Source organism: Nonomuraea sp. NPDC048916 (assembly GCF_040649575.1).
Classification (GTDB): domain Bacteria; phylum Actinomycetota; class Actinomycetes; order Streptosporangiales; family Streptosporangiaceae; genus Nonomuraea.
In genome coordinates this window covers 164,600-183,832 of record NZ_JBEZFS010000006.1, presented here as the reverse complement: position 1 = coordinate 183,832, position 19,233 = coordinate 164,600, and the positions used below count along the sequence as shown (strand labels likewise).

Genomic DNA, 19,233 nt, shown 5'->3' with positions numbered 1-19,233 from the left:
CCCAAGGATGCCACCCTGGCACGACAGACAGCGGCGCGCCCTAGCGCAGGACCTTGCGGAAGAACGTGGCCGACGCCTCGTAGCCGAGCGCGTGGTAGAACTCCGGCGCCCGCCGGGTCGCCATCGCGACGTAGCCGGCCTCGCGTGACCGGGCCCACCTCTCGAACTCCTCGAGCAGCGTCCGGCCGATCCCCTGCCTGCGTGATCCGGTCTGCACCATGGCCTCCTCCACCCAGGCGACCGGCCCGTTGGCGAACAGCGTCAGATGCACGAACCCGAGCAGGTGGCCGGTGACCCGGCCACCGGCCACGGCCGTGAGCAGCAGGGCGTCGTCGTTGCGGAGCAGCTGGGGCAGCGCCAGGTCGAACGCCTCGCGCTCCGGGCTGAACGTCAGCCCGAACTCCCTGGCCAGCGCGAAGACCTCGTCCGCGTCGGCCTTCTCAGCTCTCCTGATGAGAAGGTCGTCACACGTCATGACGTGTGACCCTAGGTCGTTCTTCATGCCGCGTCCAATCCGGCTCACCTCGTCAGCGCCTTGACCGCCTCTTGCGCGACCTCCTCCGCTCCCTTGATCAGTACGTCCTCGGGAACCGGCCGGGTGTCGTCACCCATGGCCAGGATCTCGCCGCCCTTGTTGTCCGTGCCGAAGTAGCGCACGGTGATCGTCGCATTGCCCACGACCACCATGGCCCAGGCGTTCGTGGTGCCCTGGAGGTTCTTGCTGTAGACGGCGTGGGTCTCGTCGCCGACGCCCTCGAAGTCCCTCAACTGACCGTACGTGCTCGGGTACTTCCTGCCGTCCTCGTTCGTGGTGCCGGCCATGTCGCGCATCGTGCGGAAGTCGGACTCGGCGTCCTCCCGGGCGTCGCCGACCGTGGGCCAGACGTTGACGGCCAGGGAGATGCTGCGCGATTCGAGGTAGCCGTTCTTGATGTTCTTGCTCTTCGGGCGCCACTCGCAGCCTTTCCGGAGGGCGCCGTAGCCGTCCCTCTGGACGCCCGGCTCCGACTCGGACTTGGGCGCGAGCCGCGAGGTCAGGCTCGCCGGGAGCAGGTCGCACACTTCGGGCACGGCTTTCAGTACCGGGAAGGTCGAGGTGGCCTCCGGGGTCTCGGAGGTGAGCGAGGTGGGCTGCGAGGAGGGCTGTTCGGAGGCGCCCGGCGGGTCGTCGGACGGCAGGGCTGACGGCAGGGCTGACGGCAACGTGGAAGGCAGGGCCAGCGAGGGCGGCGGGGTGTCCTGTCCGGCGCCGCGCACCGCGATGAGCCCGCCGCCGAGCACCGCCACCGCGGCGGCCCCGGCCAGGATGCCCTTGGCCCACCCCGGCGCCTTCGACGTCGCGGGACGCTCGCCCGCCCCGTCCGGCCAGTAGGAGGCGGGTGGCACGGGCGGCGCCTGCGGAGCTCCCATCATGGCCACCCCCAAAGTACGGCTATGACGAATGAGATGCCTGTTTCACGTGTCAAGCACCGAAATATAGCGAACTCAGAGCGACAAACACTATGGTCTCCAGCGTGCCTGGACAGGGGGATTCGAAAATCGCAGGCCGCTACCGGGTGCTGCGCGCGCTCGGACAGGGAGGCATGGGGACGATCTGGCTGGCCCACGACGAGTTACTGGATCGTCAGGTGGCCATCAAGGAAGTGCTGCTGCCCCAGTCTCTGGACGAGGCCGGGCGGGCGGAGGCGCTCCAGCGGGCCATGCGCGAGGCGATGGCGGCCGCGCAGCTGCGCCATCCCGGGATCATCACGATCCACGACGTGCTGCAGCAGGACGGCAGGCCGTGGATCGTCATGGAGCTGCTCAGGGGCCGCGACCTCAAGGAGGCGGTGGCCGCCGAGGGACCCTGGGCGCCGGAACGCGCCGCGGAGCTCGGCCTGCGCGTGCTGGAGGCGCTCTCGGTCGCGCACGCGCGCGGCATCCAGCACCGTGACGTCAAACCGGCCAACGTGTTCCTGAGCGACGACGGCCGCGTCATCCTCACCGACTTCGGCATCGCCCGCCTGGAGGACCAGGCGACGATCACGGAGTCGGGCCTGCTGATCGGCTCGCCCGGCTTCATCGCGCCCGAGCGGCTGCGCGGGGAACGCGGCGGTCCCGAGTCCGACCTGTGGTCGCTGGCCGCAACGCTCTACGCGGCCGTCGAGGGGCAGGCGCCCTACACCGGCACCTCTCCGCTGTCGGTGCTGCGTGACGCGCTCACCCTGCCGCCGAGACCGCCGCAGCGGGCCGGGCACCTGGGTCCCGTGCTGATGCAGATGATGGCCCGCGAGCCGCGGCAGAGGCCCGTCCCGCAGGCCGCGGAGCAGATGCTGCGGCGCGTCGCGGAGGGCGGGCAGGCGGTGGCCCCGCTCGCGCCCGCCGGACGGGCGAGCCGGGCGCCGATCCTGGCCGGCGCGGTGGTGGTCGCGGCCGCGGCGGCGGCCGTCGCGTTCGTGGTCCTGCGACCGGGCGACCAGCCGCCGGAGCCGGGGCCGTCGTCCATGCCGGCCGCGGCGCCGACCACCGTGCGGACGACCTCCGAAACCCTCCCGGAGGCGACACCGGAGGCGACCCCAGAGGCGACACAGATGCCGGAGCCGGAGCGGACCGCGAGGTTCACCGCGGCGGTCGACCTCTGCGCCCTGCTCACGCCTCGCCAGGTCGGGCAGCTCGTCCCGGGCGCGGGCAAGGGCGAACGCGGCGGCGACTCGTGCGAGTGGGCGACCCGAGGCAAGGGGCTCCAGGTCCTGGTGCTGTCCAACAGCCAGCTCCCCGACCGGTGGAGCGGGGAGGTCGAGGACGCCGAGGAGCAGTACATCAACACCCGCAACAGCCGCGGCAGGGAGGGATCCAGGATCACCTGGAGCTGGCCGGAGATCGGTCTGGACAAATCCATCACACAGCCCCGCCGGAACGTTCAAGATCTAAAGGGGATCGGCGACGAGGCGTTCAGCTACGAGCTCGTCAACCCCGCCGGGCACCCCGAGCACGTCACGCTGGTCTTCCGGCTCAGCAACATCAACGTCGAGGTCACCCACGTGGACATCGACAAGATCGGCAAGGACGCCGCCCTGCGCGAGGCGACGCGCGACGCCGCGCGACGGCTCGCGAAGGCACTAGACGGCCAGGAGTGAGGCAATGAACCAACCACGACTCGTGGGCGGCCGCTACGAGCTGCTCGACCAGCTGGGCCGGGGCGGCATGGGCATCGTCTGGCGCGCGCGTGACGTGACCATCGGCCGGGAGGTGGCGGTCAAGCAGGTGCTGCTCCCGCCCGGCCTCTCCCCCGCCGACCAGGCCGCGCTGCGCCGGCGCCTGCTCCACGAGGCCCGTACGGCCGCCGGGATCCGCCACCCCGCCGTGGTCGCCGTGCACGACGTGGTCGAGGACGACGGCGAGCCGTGGATCGTGATGGAGCTCGTCCGCGGACGCTCGCTCGACCAGGTCGTCAAGACGGGCGGGCCGATGTCCCCGGCGTGGGGGGCCTCGATCGGGCTCTTCGTGCTGTCGGCGCTGGCCTCCGCGCACGCGCGGGGCGTGTTGCACCGCGACGTCAAACCGGGCAACGTGCTGCTCGCCGACGACGGTCGCATCCTGCTGTCCGACTTCGGCATCGCCGCCCCCGCCGGTACGCCCCAGCGGGGCGCCGCGCCCGTGGGCACGGCCGGGTTCGCGGCGCCGGAGTGCCTGACGGACGGCGTCGTTCCCGGGCCCCCGTCCGACCTGTTCTCGCTCGGCGCGACGATCTACACGGCGGTCGAGGGGGTGCAGCCGTTCCAGCGCAACACGGCGATGGCCACGCTGGGCGCGGTGATGACCGAGCCTCCCGTACCGCCGCGGCGGGCGGGCGCGCTCGCCCCGTTGCTGATGGCGCTGCTCGCGAAGGACCCGGCGCACCGGCCCGACGCGCGCACGGTGCGCCGGCTGCTCGAGAAGGCGACCGGGGCGCCGGCGGCCACCGTGAGCTCGCCCCCGGCCGCGTGGGTGGTGCCGCGCGTGGCCGCGTTCGGCTCGGCCGCCGCCGTGGTGGTGGCGTTCGTCGTCGCCGTCACGCTCATCCTGACCACCTCGTCGTCCGCCACGCGGGCGGAGCCGACGCCGGCCGCCGCCGAGCCGACGGCGAACCCGCGGACCGGCGACCCGGCCGCCGCCCCCACCGGCGACCCGGGCGGCGATCCCACCGGCGACCCGACCACCGACCCGACCGAGGCCGCGCCGACCGGGTCCGCCGCTCCCAGCGCCTCGCCGGCCACCACGTCGCCGCCGGGCAAGTTCTCCAAGATCCCGCGCCCCTGCCTGTTGCTCACCAGGCAGCAGGCCACCAAGTTGGTCGGCCCGTACGTCACCTCGTCGCTCGACCCGTCCTTCAGGTGCACCTGGGGCACCACCGGGCTGCCCGCGAAGGGCAAGGAGCTGGCCCTCTACCTCACGCTCTGGCTCTACCCGCGGCAGGGCGACGGCTACGAGAGCACCCTGGCCCAGGAGCACGTGGCCGGGGTCAGGAAGGCGGCCGAGGACAAGGCGGGCAGGGGCGGCTCCGGTGAGAAGCAGGGCGAGGTCTTCGAGATCTCCGGCGCCGGGGACGAGGCGATCGCCTACGAGGTGTCCAAGACCCGGTTCGGCAGCGGCAAGCAGTTCGAGGTGCACGTGATGTTCCGCACCGGCAACATGGTCGGCGAGTTCCGCTTCACCCGCGACGTGGCCGAGGACCCTGCCCTGCGTGACAAGGCCGCCCAGGCGGCCAAGTGGCTCGCCGCCAACCTCGACGGCAAGGCCTCCTGACGCCATGAGGGTGATCGCCGGACGCTACCGGTTGCACGCGCCGCTCGGCGCGGGCGGCGCGGGCACGGTGTGGCGGGCGCACGACGAGCTGCTGCGCCGCGAGGTCGCGGTCAAGGAGGTACGCCTGCCGCCGGGCGAGGACCAGGGCCAGGCGCTGGTCGACACGTTGCGCGAGGCCCGCGCCGCGGCGGCGCTCAGCCATCCCTCGATCATCACCGTGCACGACGTGATCTCCGAGGACGGGCAGCCGTGGATCATCATGGACCTGCTCGCCGGCCGGTCCCTGGGCGACCTGGTCAGGCAGCACGGCCCGCTGCCGCCCGGCCAGGTGGCCACGGTGGGCCTGCGGGTGCTCGACGCGCTGGAGGCCGCGCACCGACGGGGCATCCTGCACCGGGACGTCAAACCGGGCAACATCATGATCACCGACGCGGGCGAGGTGGTGCTGACCGACTTCGGCATCGCCGCGCACACCGGCGACGTGCCCGCCGCCAACGCGGCGGCGGGCCACGTCCCCGGATCTCCCGGCTACATCGCGCCCGAGCACCTGCGGGCCGAGCAGGCCGGACCGGCCGCCGACCTGTGGTCGCTCGCCGCCGCCCTCTACCTGGCCGCCGAGGGCAGGCCGCCGTTCGACCGCGACTCGACGATGGCGATCATCGCGGCCGTGCTCACCCAGCCACCGCCGCCGCCCGTCAAAGCGGGGCCGCTCGGCGGCCTGCTGCTGGCGATGCTCGACAAGAACCCGGCCGCCCGGCCGCACCCGCACGCGGTCGCGGCCCACCTGCGGGCGCTGGCCGCGCCCCTGCCCGTCCGCCCGCGCGAGGCCGCACCCGCCACGGTCCCGGTGCGGGCGCGCCCGCGACGCGCCGGTCTGCTGTTCGGCGGCCTGGCGGCCGGCACCGCGGCCGCGGTCACGGCGGCCGTCCTGCTCTACGGCTCCGGATCACCGGCCGCGACCACCGCCGCCACCGGCACGCCCACCCCGCCCGCCTCCCCGCCCGCTTCCCCGGCCCTGTCGGCCGGCCCGGCCACCCGGACGTCGGCCACGGCCACGGCGTCCCCGTCACCGGTGGCCAGGGACGACGGCGGGTTCGCCGAGCCGCCCAAGGCCTGCAAGCTCCTCACCGACGAGCAGGCCCGGGACATCCTCCCCGGCGCCCGCTCCCGCCAGCCCCGCCTGTACGACGAGAGCGAGTGCTACTGGTCGGTCGGCGCGGTCGGCCTGCTCGAGACCACCTCGATCAACCTCAAGGTCAAGCACGTGGCCGAGGTCGCGGCGGCCGAGCGGGCCTTCGCCCGGACCGTGAAGTCGCGCGACGCGGCCGCCGGCAGCGCGGAGACCGTGACGGTCGGCCGCACCCGCCGCGTGTCCGCGGGCGACGAGGCCGCCGCCCAGGACAAGGAGGCGGGGATCACCACCACCTCGACCACCACCGTGTGGATGCGGGTCGGCAATGTGATCGTCCAGATCGAGGCCAGCCATCCCAAGCGTACGAAGGTGACCGAGGAACTCCGCGACACCGCAGTCACGACCGCCCGCGCGGTGGCCGACACCCTCCAGAAGGCTTTATGAACCCCAACCAGCAAGGTCAGTTCCCGACCGTGGCCGTGCAGCGCACCGCTCCCACCCAGCAGTCCCGGCCGGGACTGCGGGTGACGCCCGTGATGCTGGGCGCGGCGGTGACCGTCGTCGTGCTCATGCTGTTAGCCGTCGTGTTCCTGCTCACCCGCGAGCCCGAGCCGGCCGCCGGCGCCACGCCCGCCAAGCCTGCCGCGACACCGCCGTCGCAGGCGGCGACCGCGGCCGCCGAGCCGTCGCCTAGCGAACCGGCCGACGCGAGCGAACCCGCCCCGACCGGCCCCGCGACGATCACGAAGGAGGCCGATCCGTGCACGCTGGTCGACGAGGACCTGGTCAAGAAGCTCACGCTCTACCCCGACGACAAGTCGCAGATCCGGGCGGACGAGTGCGAGTGGTCCACGCTGCCCCCGGGCGCCGGCCTGCCGGACAACATGTCGTTCCAGCTCAGGGTGTACGTGAAGGTCTTCCCGGGCGACGTCGCGGCGGCGCATGAGCAGCACGTGGCGCAGCGGCGGGAGGCCATGCTGCTTGCCCGTGACTCCACCCCCGCCGACCCGCCCGTCGGCGAGTCGTCCTGGACCACCCGCTTCACGATGACCGGCGGCACCGGCAACGGCCCGACCACGGCGACCGTCGGCGTACGGGTCAGCAACGCGGTGATCCAGGTGGTCTACCAGCGGCGCGTCCCCGAGGACCCGTCGGGCAGGCTCACCAAGGGCGCGCTGGAGGTGGCCACGGCGGTCGCCGCCAAGCTCGGCACGGGCGGTTGACGGTCGCCGACAGAGCGTCCCCGCCAGGGCCGGGAGGACCAGCCGGAAGAAGTCCTGAGCGGTGTACGTGCCAAGCCGCCGCGTCGCGCCGGTTTCGACGTTGACCGCGTAGGAGCTGATCGTCATGTACGGCGGCGTCCCCCTGCGGAAGCCGCCCTCCTTCGACGGGAACGGTCGGGTGTGTGCGGCAGGCGCTGCTACCGTGCTCGTCCAGAAAGAGGCCCGCCGATACTTCCGCGAATTCTTCAGCCGACTCCGGTCCGCATCGATTCTCCTCACGCCGGGTAACTTATTTTCGGCTAATCTCATCCGATTTGATGGAGTATGAGGACATGACCAGCTGGCGGCAGGTGGCCGCGGGGACGGGGGCGGTGCTATTCCTAGGCGGCGTGGGGTACTTATTCTCCACATTTGACCTGGACAAGGCCGACAAGACAGCGAGTGTCGCGAGCCTCTTCGTCAGTCTGCTCGGCTTGTTCCTCTCGTTGGCAGCCCTTCTTTCCAGCCGCCGTGCGGCGGGCGACGGGAAAGGCGGCGTGCACAACGTGATCACCGGAGGTGAGTTCTACGGCCAGACGATCCTGACCGAAACCTATGAGGAAGCACGCCTCGATGACTCGGACCGGAAAACTCTGCCCGAACAGGCGGAGTCAGCGGAGAACAAGATTGTCGGAGGGGTGTTCGTCGGGACAGTGATCATGGGGAAGTATGTCTCCTTGACTCTGCCACCGACGGTCCCAGCTGCCCTTGGAGGGCTTCCGCCGGCCGTCACTGGATTTACCGGCCGGGAGACGGAGCTCTCGCAGATGCTCAACCTCTTGGATCCCGAAGGCGCGCACGCCGGAGCGGTTACCGTCTCCGCGATCGCCGGGCTGGCCGGTGCGGGCAAGACCGAGCTCGCCATTCAGGCTGCCTGCGCGGCCGAAGAACGCGGATGGTGCCCGGGCGGCGTGCTCTTCATCGACCTGCACGGATACGACGAGGCCAGGCGGCTGAACCCCGGCCAGGCGCTTAACCTGCTGTTACGCGCACTCGCGGTGCCCCCCGACCATATCCCGCCGGAGACTGACGCCCGCGCCGTGCTGTTTCGCAGCGTGCTGAGCGCCTTCGCCAAGCAGGGACGACGTGTGCTCGTCATTGTGGACAATGCCTTCTCGGCCCAGCACGTCGAGCATCTGCTGCCCGGTGACGACCACACATACACGATCGTCACCTCCAGGCACACCATGGCGGGACTCAAGCGCACGCGCCTGCTGGAGTTGGCCGAGCTTTCCTCGACGGCCGCCGTGCACCTCCTGGGCCGGGCGTTGGAGGTGGCCAGGGGCGAAAGGGAGACACGGGTTCGTGACCACCCGGAGGATGCCCGGCGGATCGCCCAGCTCTGCGGCCACCTCCCCCTCGCCTTGCAAATCATCGCTTCGCTGCTCGGTGAACGTCCGGAACGGACGCTGGCTGCGATGGCCGCCGACTTGCACGACGCGCGCACCCGGCTGGACGAGATCCAGCACGAGGAGCGGGCGGTCCGCGCCGCCTTCGAGCTGTCCTATCGCCACCTCGATCAGGAACACGCCCGCTTGTTCGCCTGGCTTCCGCTCAGTCCTGGACCTCATCTGTCCACCGAGGCTGCCGCCCAGCTGGTCGATCAGGACGTCCGTGCCGTCCAACGACGGCTGGAAGACCTGGCACGGGCGCACCTGATCGAGGGGGCCGCGCCATTTGGCGAACGTGGGCGCTGGCGAATGCACGACCTCATCCGGCTCTACGCGGAGGAGCTGGCCCGTGAGGAGACGAAGTTCGACGCCGGGGCCCGTGCCCGGCAGGTCACGGCGGCAGTCCGGGTGCTGTCCCACTACCTGCACTTGGCCGATGCCGCCGAGGCCCACCTGCAGGCAGCGCCCGAAACCCCGTCCCTGCCAGACGACTTCTCCAGCCGGGTCGAGGCGCTACGCTGGTGTGAGGTAGAACGCGCCAATCTCATCGCCGCCGTCGCGACGGCGCAGGAGATCTCCCAGCCGAGGATCGCCTGCGGCCTGCCGCTGGCCCTCGGCTTCTACCTGATCCGGTACCGCTATTTCGAAGACCTGATCTTTGTGACAGGGATTGGAGTCGAGGCGGCCCGGCGGATAGGGCAGTCATACAGCGAAGGGCTGTTACTGATCTGGCGTAGCGCCGCGCTCAGGGAGTCACACCGCCTCGATGAGGCGCTCGAAGCGGCTGCGCACTCTGTCGCCTTGCTGCAGGCCTACGGGGACCCCGATGACCTGGGACAGGCATACACGAGCTACGGCAACGCCCTGGCCGTCAGTGGCAGGAACGCCGAAGCGCTGGACATGCACAGGCGGGCCGCACAGGCGAATCACCAGATGGGCAATGCGGGCGCGGAAGGGCAGGCATGGGCCAATATGGGCCACACCCTGATCCTTGATAGGCGTTTCGAGGAGGCCACGGAGGCGCTGCTTGAGGCCAGAAGATTGTTCCAGCAGGAAGAAGACACCCATGGGGAAGCCGTCGTACTATGCAGCCTCTGCGCATCCCTGAAGTCGCTGGGCCGCCTAGATGAGGCCATTCGTGCTGGTGAACAGGCTGCGGCACTGCATCAGAGGAACGCCAACCCGCATGGTGTCGGATCGGCCCTGGGCTTACTCGCAGAGGCGTTTCACGAAGCGGGGCAGAACAACAAAGCGATCGAGCTTGCCCGCAGGAGCATCGAACTCTTAGAGGAGGCCCAGGACCGGAAACGTGCAGGGAGCGCTTGGCTCGTGCTCGCGAAGGCGTGCCTCCATGGCAACCGACTCCGGGACGCCATCGACGCCTTCGAAAGAGCACTGGTGGAGCTGCGTCAGGGCGATGATCCCGGAGCTGAAGGTGCAGCCGAATGCTGTCTTGCCGCTACTCTGATCGAGACGGGCCGCGTGGAGGAGGCGCTGGAACCCGCTTACCGGTCCCTGGCGATCTTCCAGCGGCTCGGCGACACGGAGTCCGAGGTCCAAGCGTGGATTCTGATCGGGGACATCGCCAAGAAGAGCGGTTCGCCTGAGCAGGCCATGACCGCTCATCGGCGGCTTGCAGAAGCCTATGAGCAGTTGGACGACACGGAGGGTGCCGGCCAGGCGCGCTGGTACCTCGGCTCAGCGCTCGAAGAGGAGGGGCGCCTGGAGGAGGCGGCGAGCGAATACCGTGGCGCTCACCGGCTGCTGCAACGTGCGGGTGCCCCCGAGTGGGATGCGCACGCGTGTTGGAGTCTCGGGAGAGTGCTGGGTGATCTTGAGGATTTCGACGGGGCAGCCGACGCGCTGAGCCAGGCATGCCAGCTCTTCGAAAGTACTGGAGCGCTGGAACAGGCTGAGACTGTCTGTCACGGCCTGACGATCAACCTCTGGGCCGCTGGGCGAACCGGGGAAGCCAGAAGAGCCCACTCACGGCACCTGAAGATCTGTCGTAAAACCGGCAATCGCCTCGCTGAGGGGGAAGGGTGGGGGAGTTTGGGAGTGCGCCTGTCGGGCGCGGGGCTCTACGACGAGGCGATCACGGCCTACCGGAACGCCCAGTCCGCGCTACCGGAGGAGGCGACGGACGTCAGGGCCGGCGTTGCGATCGACCTGGGCCTCGCCCTGGGGCATGAAGAGCAGTTCGCCATGGCGGAGGAGTCCTTCCGCGCAGCCATCGATCTCTCGCGGAAGGCTGGAAAGCATGAGATCGAGGCGAGGGCATGGGCAATGCTCGGCGGAGTGCTGGCCGCCACCGAGCGGTTGGCCGAAGCCAAATCGGCCCTGGAGAGCGCGATCTCGCTTTACCGTGACGCCGGGCTCGCAGATGAGGCCGATACGATCCGAGCGCTGCTTATCAAGCTGGAATGATGCTCTCAGGATTCCGCCGGAAATACGATTCAATTCTGTTTGTCGAATCTGGAAACCATCGGCAAGCGACGGCCATCCAGAACGCCCTATTCGCCAATGACACGCTCAATCCATTTAGGCGAACAAATTGTCACATCAAACTATTCACCACCTTCTTCTCTAAGCGGGCCGACAAGGAGTCGCAGGAGAATGCCGAAGCATTCCCTGCCGGAAATCCCGTTCGCCAGTCCGAATCTGGGCTGTGGAAGTCTTCTATCTCGGCCCGCATGACCGCACCGCTCCGACTCCGGTCCTGCGCGGTCAGAGGTCGCCGAGGCCGAGCTGGCGGGCGATGAGCATGCGCTGGACCTCGCTGGTGCCCTCGCCGATCTCGAGGATCTTGGCGTCGCGGTAGAAACGGCCGACCGGGAACTCGTTCATGAAGCCGTAGCCGCCGAAGATCTGGGTGGCGTCACGGGAGTTGTCCATGGCCGCGTTGGAGGAGACGAGCTTGGCGATGGCCGCCTCCTTCTTGAACGGCAGGCCGGCCAGCATCTTCTCGGCCGCGTGGTAGTAGGCGAGGCGGGCGGTGTGGGCGCGGGCCTCCATGTCGGCGATCTTGAACTGGATGGCCTGGTAGTGGCCGATCGGGTGGCCGAACGCCTTGCGGTCCCTGACGTAGCGCAGGCACTCGTCGACGCAGCCCTGCGCCAGGCCGACGCCGAGGGCCGCGATGGCGATGCGGCCCTCGTCGAGGGTCTGCAGGAACTGGGCGTAGCCGCGGCCGCGTTCGCCGAGGAGGTTGGCGGCCGGCACGCGGCAGTCGGAGAACGACAGCTCGCGGGTGTCGGAGGCGTTCCAGCCGACCTTGGAGTACTTCTTCGACACGGTGAAGCCGGGGGTGCCGCTCGGCACGAGGATCGTGGAGATCTGCCGCTCCCCGGTGAGCGCGGCCACGGCGACCACGCCGGTGATGTCGGTGCCGGAGTTGGTGATGAACGCCTTCGTGCCGTTGATCACCCATTCGCCGCCGTCCAGGACGGCCGTGGTGCGCATCCCGCCCGGCACGTCGGAGCCGCCGCCGGGCTCGGTCAGGCCGAACGCGCCCAGCATCTCGCCCGAGGCGAGGCGGGGCAGCCACTCCTGGCGCTGGGCCGGGGTGCCGTACCTGAGGATCGGCATCGCGCCCAGCGACACCGCGGCCTCCACGGTGATCGACACGCTGGAGTCGACGCGGGCCAGCTCCTCCAGCGCCAGGCAGAGGGCGAAGTAGTCGCCGCCCATCCCGCCGTACTCCTCGGGGATGGGCAGCCCGAACAGCCCCATCGCGCCCATCTGCCGCACGATGTCGTACGGGAACTCCTCGCGCTCGTAGTAGTCGCCGATCACGGGGGCGACGACGTCACGGGCGAACGCCTCGACGGTCTTGCGCAGTTCTTCGTACTCGCTGGTGAGCATGGTGTCAGCCTTTCGACAGGGCCTGGACGACGCGGGACGGGCTGGGGCGGCCGAGCCGCTCGGCCAGCCAGGTGCTGGTGGCCACGAGCTTCCGGAGGTCGAGCCCGGTCTCGATGCCCAGGCCGTGCAGCATCCAGACGAGGTCTTCGGTGGCGAGGTTGCCGGTGGCCGACCCGGCGTAGGGGCAGCCGCCGATGCCGCCCGTGGAGGCGTCGACGGTGGTCACGCCCGCACGCAGCGCGGCCAGCGTGTTGCCGAGCGCCTGGCCGTAGGTGTCGTGGAAGTGCACGGCCAGCCTGTCGGGGTCGCGGAACGCCTCGATCAGGGCGGTCACGTGGCCGGGCGTGCCGACGCCGATGGTGTCGCCGAGCGACAGCTCGTGGCAGCCGAGCCCGAGCAGCCGCTCACCGACCGCGACGACCTGCGCGATCGGCGTCTGGCCCTCCCACGGGTCGCCGAAGCACATGGACACGTACGCGCGGACCTTGACGCCGTTGTCCAGCGCCCTGGCGATGACCGGCTCGAACATGTCGAACTGGCTCTCCAGGCTCCGGTTGAGGTTCTTGGCGGCGAATGTCTCGGTGGCGCTGGCGAACACCGCGATCTCCTCGACGTTGTGCGCCAGCGCCCGGTCGAGGCCGCGTTCGTTGGGCACGAGCACCGGGTAGCGGATGCCCGGCCGCCGGTCGAGCGCGGTCAGCAGCTCCTCGGCGTCGGCCAGCTGCGGAACCCACCTCGGGTGGACGAAACTGGTCGTCTCGATCACCTTGTGCCCGGCGTCGGCGAGGCGGCCGACGAACTCCGCCTTCACCTCGACGGGGACGATCGCGGACTCGTTCTGCAGCCCGTCACGCGGGCCGACCTCGTAGACGGTGACGTGCTGGGGAAGACCCGCCATGGGGTACGGCCGGCTCATCGGGCCTCCTCGGGGGTGACCACGGCCAGGACGGCGTCCATGTCGACCGGCTGCCCCGCCTGCGCGGGCAGCTCGGTGACCAGGCCGTCGAGGGGGGCGGTCACGGTGTGCTCCATCTTCATGGCCTCCACGATGAGCAGCGGCTGGCCCTCGCCGACCCGGTCGCCGAGCTGGGTCTTCACTACCAGGACGGTGCCGGGCATCGGGCTCCTGACCACGCCGTCTCCGGCCCCTGCCACGCCGGGGCGGTCGCCCGGGTCGCCGATGCGGTGGCGGGTGACGGCCCAGGCCGCGCCGCCCTTGCCGAGCCAGAGCGTGTCGCCCCGCCGGACGTGGGTGTAGTGCTCGGCGCGGTCGCCGAGGGTGACGGTCAGCGTGTCGCCGTGGCGCCGGATCCGGGCCGGTACGCCGTGCCCCGCGCCGACGCCTTCCGGAGCCACGCCCTCCGCGGCCACGCCGGTCGGGGCCGGGACGCCGGGGAGTTCGTGGGGGCGCACTTCGGCCGCCCGCTCCGGGAGGCCCCGGACCTGGACGGCGTGCGGGCCGTCGCGGGCCTCCAGCCGCCAGGTCGTCCAGGCGGGCTGCCCGACCCGCCAGCCGTCGGTGACCTCCCAGGGATCGTCGCCCTGCGGCATCGCGTGGAAGGCGAGCGCGGCGGCGGCCAGCACCTCGGCGGGCAGCTCGGCGGCCGGCAGCAGGTCGGGCAGGATCCGCTCGACCAGCCCGGTGTCGAGCACGCCCGCCCGGACCGCCGGATGCGCCGCCAGGGCGCGCAGGAACGGGATGTTGGTGGTGACGCCGAGGATCACGGTCTCGCCCAGCGCCCGGTCGAGCAGCCGCAGCGCCGCCTCCCGGTCGGGGGCCCAGGCGACGACCTTGGACAGCATCGGGTCGAACTCGCTGCCCACGACACCGCCCTCCACCAGGCCGGAGTCGACCCGGACTCCCGCCGGCTCGCGCAGGGCGAGGACCGGGCCGCCGGTGGGGAGGAAGCCCCGGGCGGGGTCCTCGGCGTAGACGCGGGCCTCGACGGCGTGGCCGTCGAGGCGGATCTCGTCCTGGGTGAGGGGAAGCGGCTCTCCGGCGGCCACCCGGAGCTGGAGCTCGACCAGGTCGAGGCCGGTCACCAGCTCGGTGACCGGGTGCTCCACCTGGAGACGGGTGTTCATCTCCATGAAGTGGTGCTCGCCGGTGGTGCCGTCGACGATGAACTCGACCGTGCCCGCCCCGACGTAGCCCACCGCGCGGGCGGCCTCCACCGCCGCCGCGCCCATCCGGGCGCGCATCGCGGCGTCCACGAACGGGGACGGCGCCTCCTCGATGATCTTCTGGTGCCGCCGCTGCAGGCTGCACTCGCGCTCGCCCAGGTGCAGGACGTTGCCGTGGGTGTCGGCCAGCACCTGGATCTCGATGTGGCGCGGGTTCTCGACGTAGCGCTCGATCAGCAGGGTGCCGTCGCCGAACGCCGCGCGGGCCGTACGGCGGGCGGACTCCAGCGCGTCGGGCAGCTCGGCGGCCGACCTGACCAGCACCATGCCCTTGCCGCCGCCCCCGGCGGACGGCTTGATCAGGGCGGGGAAGTCGGCCCAGCCGGCCAGGTCGTCGCCCGGCTCGGCGCCGCCCGGCACCACGGGGACCCCGGCGGCCGAAACGGTGGCCTTGGCGCGGATCTTGTCGCCCATCGCGTCGATCGCCTCGGGCGGTGGGCCGACGAAGGCCAGCCCCGCCTCGGCGCAGCGGCGGGCGAACTCGGCGTTCTCGGCGAGGAAGCCGTATCCGGGATGCACGGCCTGGGCGCCGGACTCGAGGGCGGCCGCCACGATCGCCCCCATGTCCAGATATTTCGGCACCTGGAGGGCTAGGTCGGCGTCGAGCACGTGACGCGCGCCCGCGTCCGACGCGGTGTGGACCGCCACCGAGGTGACGCCGAGCCGGCGCAGCGTACGGATGATCCGGACCGCGATCTCACCGCGGTTGGCGATGAGCACCCGGTCGAACATGTGCGGCGAGTGGGCCATGAGCGCGATCACATCCGGAAGACGCCGAAGCCGGCGGGTTCGAGCGGGGCGTTGGCCGCCGCGGAGAGGGCCAGGCCGAGGACGGTGCGGGTGTCGAGGGGATCGATCACGCCGTCGTCCCAGAGCCTGGCGGTGGAGTAGTAGGGGTTGCCCTGGTGTTCGTACTGGGCCCGGATCGCGTCGGCGTCGGCGTCGCCCACGGTGGTGAGCACGTTGGCCGCCTGCTCGCCGCCCATGACCGAGATGCGGGCGTTGGGCCACATCCACAGGAACCTGGGCGAATAGGCGCGCCCGGCCATCGCGTAGTTGCCCGCGCCGAACGACCCGCCGATCACCACGGTGAACTTGGGCACCCGCGCGCACGACACCGCCGTGACCATCTTGGCGCCGTGCTTGGCGATGCCGCCCGCCTCGTACGCCTTGCCGACCATGAACCCGCTGATGTTCTGCAGGAACACCAGCGGGATCTTCCGCTGGTCGCACAGCTCGATGAAGTGCGCCCCCTTCATCGCCGACTCGCTGAACAGGATGCCGTTGTTGGCGATGATCCCGACCGGGTGGCCGTGGAGGTGGGCGAAGCCGGTGACGAGCGTGGCGCCGTACTCGGCTTTGAACTCCAGGAACCGCGACCCGTCGACGAGCCTGGCGATGACCTCCCGCACGTCGTACGGCTGGCGGGTGTCGGCGGGCACGATGCCGTAGAGGTCGCGCGGGTCGTGCGCGGGCTCCTCGGGCCGGATCGTGGCCCACGGCCGCTCGGCCCGAGGGGCCAGCGTGGAGACGATGTCGCGGACGATGGCCAGCGCGTGGGCGTCGTCCTCGGCCAGGTGGTCGGTGACGCCGCTGACCCGGGAGTGCAGGTCGCCGCCGCCGAGCTCCTCGGCCGTGACCTCCTCGCCGGTGGCCGCCTTCACCAGCGGCGGGCCGCCGAGGAAGATCGTGCCCTGGCCGCGCACGATGACCGCCTCGTCGCTCATGGCGGGCACGTAGGCGCCGCCGGCCGTGCAGGACCCGAGGACGGCGGCGATCTGCGGGATGCCCCGCGCGGACATGGTGGCCTGGTTGTAGAAGATCCGGCCGAAGTGCTCACGGTCGGGGAACACCTCGTCCTGCCGGGGCAGGAAGGCGCCGCCGGAGTCGACGAGGTAGGCGCACGGCAGCCGGTTGTGCAGCGCGACCTCCTGGGCGCGCAGATGCTTCTTGACGGTGATCGGGTAGTAGGTGCCGCCCTTGACGGTGGCGTCGTTGGCCACGATCACGCACTCGCGCCCGGCGACCCTGCCGACTCCGGTGATGATGCCGGCCGCCGGCGCCTGGTCGTCGTAGAGCCCGCCCGCCGCCAGCGGGGACAGCTCCAGGAAGCGGGAGCCGGGGTCGAGCAGGCCGTCGACGCGGTCGCGCGGCAGCAGCTTGCCCCGCTCGACGTGCCGCCGCCGTGACCGCTCGGGACCTCCCAGAGCCGCCGTCGCGAGGCGCTCCAGCAAGTCGGCGGCCAGCCGCTCGTTGAGCTCGGCGTTGCGCTTGAAGAGCTCGCCACCGGGGTCGGCGGACGACTTCAGCACCGGCCAATCGCTCATGACACCCCTTTCGTCATGTGCGAGATGTTAGTCATCATTAACGAAACCGTCTAGCATGTGAGACGTGACGACTGCCCGGACACCTACCCGCAATCGCGGCAATCGGCGCACCGAAATCCTCGACGCCGCCGCGAGGCTGTTCGCCGCCCGCGGTTTCCACGGCGTCTCGATCGAGGACATCGGAGGGGCGGTCGGCATCTCCGGCCCCGCGCTCTACCGGCACTTCAGCGGCAAGGAGGCGCTGCTCGCCGAGATGCTGCTCGGCATCAGCTCCCGGCTGCGCGAGTCGGCGATCGCGGTCGTCACCTCGTCCGGCGGGCCCGGCGAGACCCTCGACGCGCTGCTGAACACGCAGATCACGTTCGCCCTGGAGCAGCCCGCGCTGATCACCGTGCACGACCGCGAGCTGGGCAACGTGCCCGAGCCCGCGCGGCGGCAGATCAGGCGGCTGCAGCGGCTCTACGTCGAGGAGTGGGTGACCGTGCTGGCCGAGCTGCACCCGTCGTGCCCGGCGGCCCGGCTGCGCGCCGCCACGCACGCCGTCTTCGGCCTGCTCAACTCCACCCCACACAGCGCCGGCGAGCTGCCGCCGGAGGCCATGAGGCCCCTGCTGCACGCGATGGCGCGCGCCGCCGTCGACGCCGCTGTTAGCGCTCGCTAACAACGCTTCATCTCTGCGAAAACGCCTTGTCGGCTCAACTATCTAGATATATCGTCAAGGTATCTAGATAGTTGGAGGTGTCGTACATGCATGCTTGGGACGATCACCCGGGCTTCCCCCCGATGCCCCAGGGCAGGCCCATCGTGCCGCCTGTGCCGCCCGTGCCGCCGCTGCCCTTCCCGCCCGTGACGCCACCGTCCCCGGCGGGCTGGGAGGGCGACGCGCCCCGCGTCCGGCGAGGCGACGTGCGGGCCGCACTGCTGACCCTGCTCGCCGAGGAGCCGAAGAACGGCTACCAGATGATCCAGGACATCGAGTCCCGCAGCCGCGGCGTGTGGCGGCCGAGCCCCGGCTCGGTCTATCCCGCCCTCCAGCAGCTGGAGGACGAGGGCCTGGTGACCGGCGACGAGTCGGGCGGCACCCGCACCTACCGGCTGACCGAGCAGGGCCGCGCACAGGCCGACCGGCATCTCGGCGCCGAGGCACCGTGGGACGAGGTGGCCCGCACGATCCCCGAGGACCGTCACGAGCTGCGCCTGCTGTGGGCCCAGCTCAACGAGGCGTTCCTGCACCTGACGCGCACGGCCAACGACCGGCAGGTCGCCGCGGCCAAGCAACTGCTCAGGCAGACGCGCAGATCCGTTTTCCAGATTCTGGCGGAGGACTGAAGTGACCCACCAGACGGCCGTGGCCGTACAGAAGTTAACCAAGACCTACGGGAAGATCGAGGCCGTCAAGGGCATCGACTTCGAGGTGGCGCCCGGCGAGGTGTTCGGCTTCCTCGGCCCCAACGGCGCCGGCAAGACCACCACGATCAGCATGCTGTGCACGCTGGTCAACCCCACCGGCGGCAGCGCCACGGTCGCCGGATACGACGTGGTGCGCCAGCGTGACGAGGTGCGCCGCAACATCGGGCTGGTCTTCCAGGACCCGACCCTCGACGGCTACCTGAGCGCCGAGCAGAACCTCCGCTTCCACGCCGAGCTGTACGGCGTGCCGAAGAGCGTGGTCGCCGGCCGGCTCCAGCAGGTCATGGAGATGGTCGCGCTCTGGGACCGCAAGGACGCCAAGGTCATGACGTTCTCCGGCGGCATGAAGCGCCGGCTGGAGATCGCCCGCGGCCTGCTCCACTCGCCCCGGGTGCTGTTCCTGGACGAGCCCACCGTGGGGCTCGACCCGCAGACCCGCTCGGCCATCTGGGGCTACATCAACCAGCTGCGGCGCATGGAGGACATCACCATCTTCATGACCACGCACTACATGGACGAGGCCGAATACTGCGACCGGATCGCGATCATCGACCACGGCGAGATCGTCGTCATCGACTCGCCGGAGGCGCTCAAGGCCAGCGTCGGCAAGGACCGGGTGCAGATCCAGACCGGCGACGACGCGGGCGCCATCGAGGCGCTGCGGGACAGGTTCGGCCTCGACGCGGGCGTGCACGAGGGCGCGGTGACGTTCGCCGTGGCCTCGGGCGAGGAGTTCGTGCCGCGGCTGTTCGCCGAGCTCGGCATGCCGATCACCTCGGTCAGCGTCTCGCGGCCCTCGCTCGACGACGTGTTCATGTCCTATACCGGCTCCACCATCCGCGACGCCGAGTCCGGCGCCGACAACATGGCCTGGATGCGAACGATGGCGAGGCGATAGC

Annotated in this window: 14 protein-coding genes; 8 read left to right on the top strand and 6 right to left on the bottom strand. The window is 70.8% G+C overall.

Annotated elements, in window-relative coordinates:
- Nucleotides 1-40: 40 nt before the first annotated feature.
- Together AB0C16_RS08105 and AB0C16_RS08100 are read right to left on the bottom strand one after the other, a co-directional pair.
- Complete coding sequence (locus tag AB0C16_RS08105) at nt 41-502, bottom strand: GNAT family N-acetyltransferase (RefSeq protein WP_357680210.1); 462 nt, start codon at nt 500-502, stop codon at nt 41-43.
- 17 nt (nt 503-519) lie between these two features.
- Nucleotides 520-1,413, bottom strand: coding sequence for a hypothetical protein (locus AB0C16_RS08100; RefSeq protein WP_357680208.1), 894 nt, complete (start codon nt 1,411-1,413; stop codon nt 520-522).
- Between the two features lie 101 nt (nt 1,414-1,514).
- On the opposite strand from AB0C16_RS08100, the gene AB0C16_RS08095 reads away from it, so the two are divergent.
- From AB0C16_RS08095 to AB0C16_RS08075, 5 genes are all read left to right on the top strand, one after another.
- The gene (locus AB0C16_RS08095) at nt 1,515-3,116 is read left to right on the top strand and encodes a protein kinase (protein ID WP_357680206.1); all 1,602 of its coding nucleotides are present in this window, start codon (nt 1,515-1,517) and stop codon (nt 3,114-3,116) included.
- Nucleotides 3,117-3,120: 4 nt separating this feature from the next.
- Entirely contained in the window at nt 3,121-4,764 is a 1,644-nt protein-coding gene (locus tag AB0C16_RS08090; RefSeq protein ID WP_357680204.1) for a protein kinase, read from the top strand.
- 4 nt (nt 4,765-4,768) lie between these two features.
- Nucleotides 4,769-6,340, top strand: a complete 1,572-nt coding sequence (locus AB0C16_RS08085; RefSeq protein WP_357680202.1) for a serine/threonine-protein kinase — start codon at nt 4,769-4,771, stop codon at nt 6,338-6,340.
- Nucleotides 6,337-7,119, top strand: a complete 783-nt coding sequence (locus AB0C16_RS08080; RefSeq protein ID WP_357680200.1) for a hypothetical protein — start codon at nt 6,337-6,339, stop codon at nt 7,117-7,119. Before AB0C16_RS08085 ends, AB0C16_RS08080 begins: the two co-directional genes overlap by 4 nt.
- Nucleotides 7,120-7,436: 317 nt before the next feature.
- Nucleotides 7,437-10,976, top strand: coding sequence for a tetratricopeptide repeat protein (locus tag AB0C16_RS08075; protein WP_357680198.1), 3,540 nt, complete (start codon nt 7,437-7,439; stop codon nt 10,974-10,976).
- Nucleotides 10,977-11,276: 300 nt separating this feature from the next.
- Here the strand turns inward: AB0C16_RS08075 and AB0C16_RS08070 are convergent, their stop codons facing one another.
- Genes AB0C16_RS08070 through AB0C16_RS08055 form a run of 4 tightly spaced genes read right to left on the bottom strand, consistent with a single transcriptional unit; the run spans nt 11,277 to nt 16,924 of the window.
- On the bottom strand, nt 11,277-12,413 hold the full coding sequence (locus AB0C16_RS08070; protein ID WP_357680196.1) for an acyl-CoA dehydrogenase family protein: 1,137 nt from the start codon (nt 12,411-12,413) through the stop codon (nt 11,277-11,279).
- Between the two features lie 4 nt (nt 12,414-12,417).
- On the bottom strand, nt 12,418-13,329 hold the full coding sequence (locus AB0C16_RS08065) for a hydroxymethylglutaryl-CoA lyase (RefSeq protein WP_357680194.1): 912 nt from the start codon (nt 13,327-13,329) through the stop codon (nt 12,418-12,420).
- The gene (locus AB0C16_RS08060; protein WP_357680192.1) at nt 13,326-15,347 is read right to left on the bottom strand and encodes a biotin carboxylase N-terminal domain-containing protein; all 2,022 of its coding nucleotides are present in this window, start codon (nt 15,345-15,347) and stop codon (nt 13,326-13,328) included. Before AB0C16_RS08060 ends, AB0C16_RS08065 begins: the two co-directional genes overlap by 4 nt.
- A gap of 8 nt (nt 15,348-15,355) precedes the next feature.
- Nucleotides 15,356-16,924 (bottom strand): carboxyl transferase domain-containing protein, encoded by a 1,569-nt coding sequence (locus tag AB0C16_RS08055; protein ID WP_357680190.1) that lies wholly within the window; start codon nt 16,922-16,924, stop codon nt 15,356-15,358.
- Nucleotides 16,925-16,988: 64 nt separating this feature from the next.
- Here AB0C16_RS08055 and AB0C16_RS08050 point away from each other — a divergent pair, with 64 nt between their 5' ends.
- The 3 genes from AB0C16_RS08050 (at nt 16,989) to AB0C16_RS08040 (ending at nt 19,232) form a co-directional block, all read left to right on the top strand.
- Nucleotides 16,989-17,585 (top strand): TetR/AcrR family transcriptional regulator, encoded by a 597-nt coding sequence (locus AB0C16_RS08050; RefSeq protein WP_357680188.1) that lies wholly within the window; start codon nt 16,989-16,991, stop codon nt 17,583-17,585.
- A gap of 86 nt (nt 17,586-17,671) precedes the next feature.
- Entirely contained in the window at nt 17,672-18,253 is a 582-nt protein-coding gene (locus AB0C16_RS08045) for a PadR family transcriptional regulator (RefSeq protein ID WP_357680186.1), read from the top strand.
- 1 nt (nt 18,254) lies between these two features.
- A complete protein-coding gene (locus AB0C16_RS08040; RefSeq protein WP_357680184.1) occupies nt 18,255-19,232 on the top strand; it encodes an ATP-binding cassette domain-containing protein in 978 nt (325 codons plus the stop codon).
- Nucleotide 19,233: the final 1 nt, after the last annotated feature.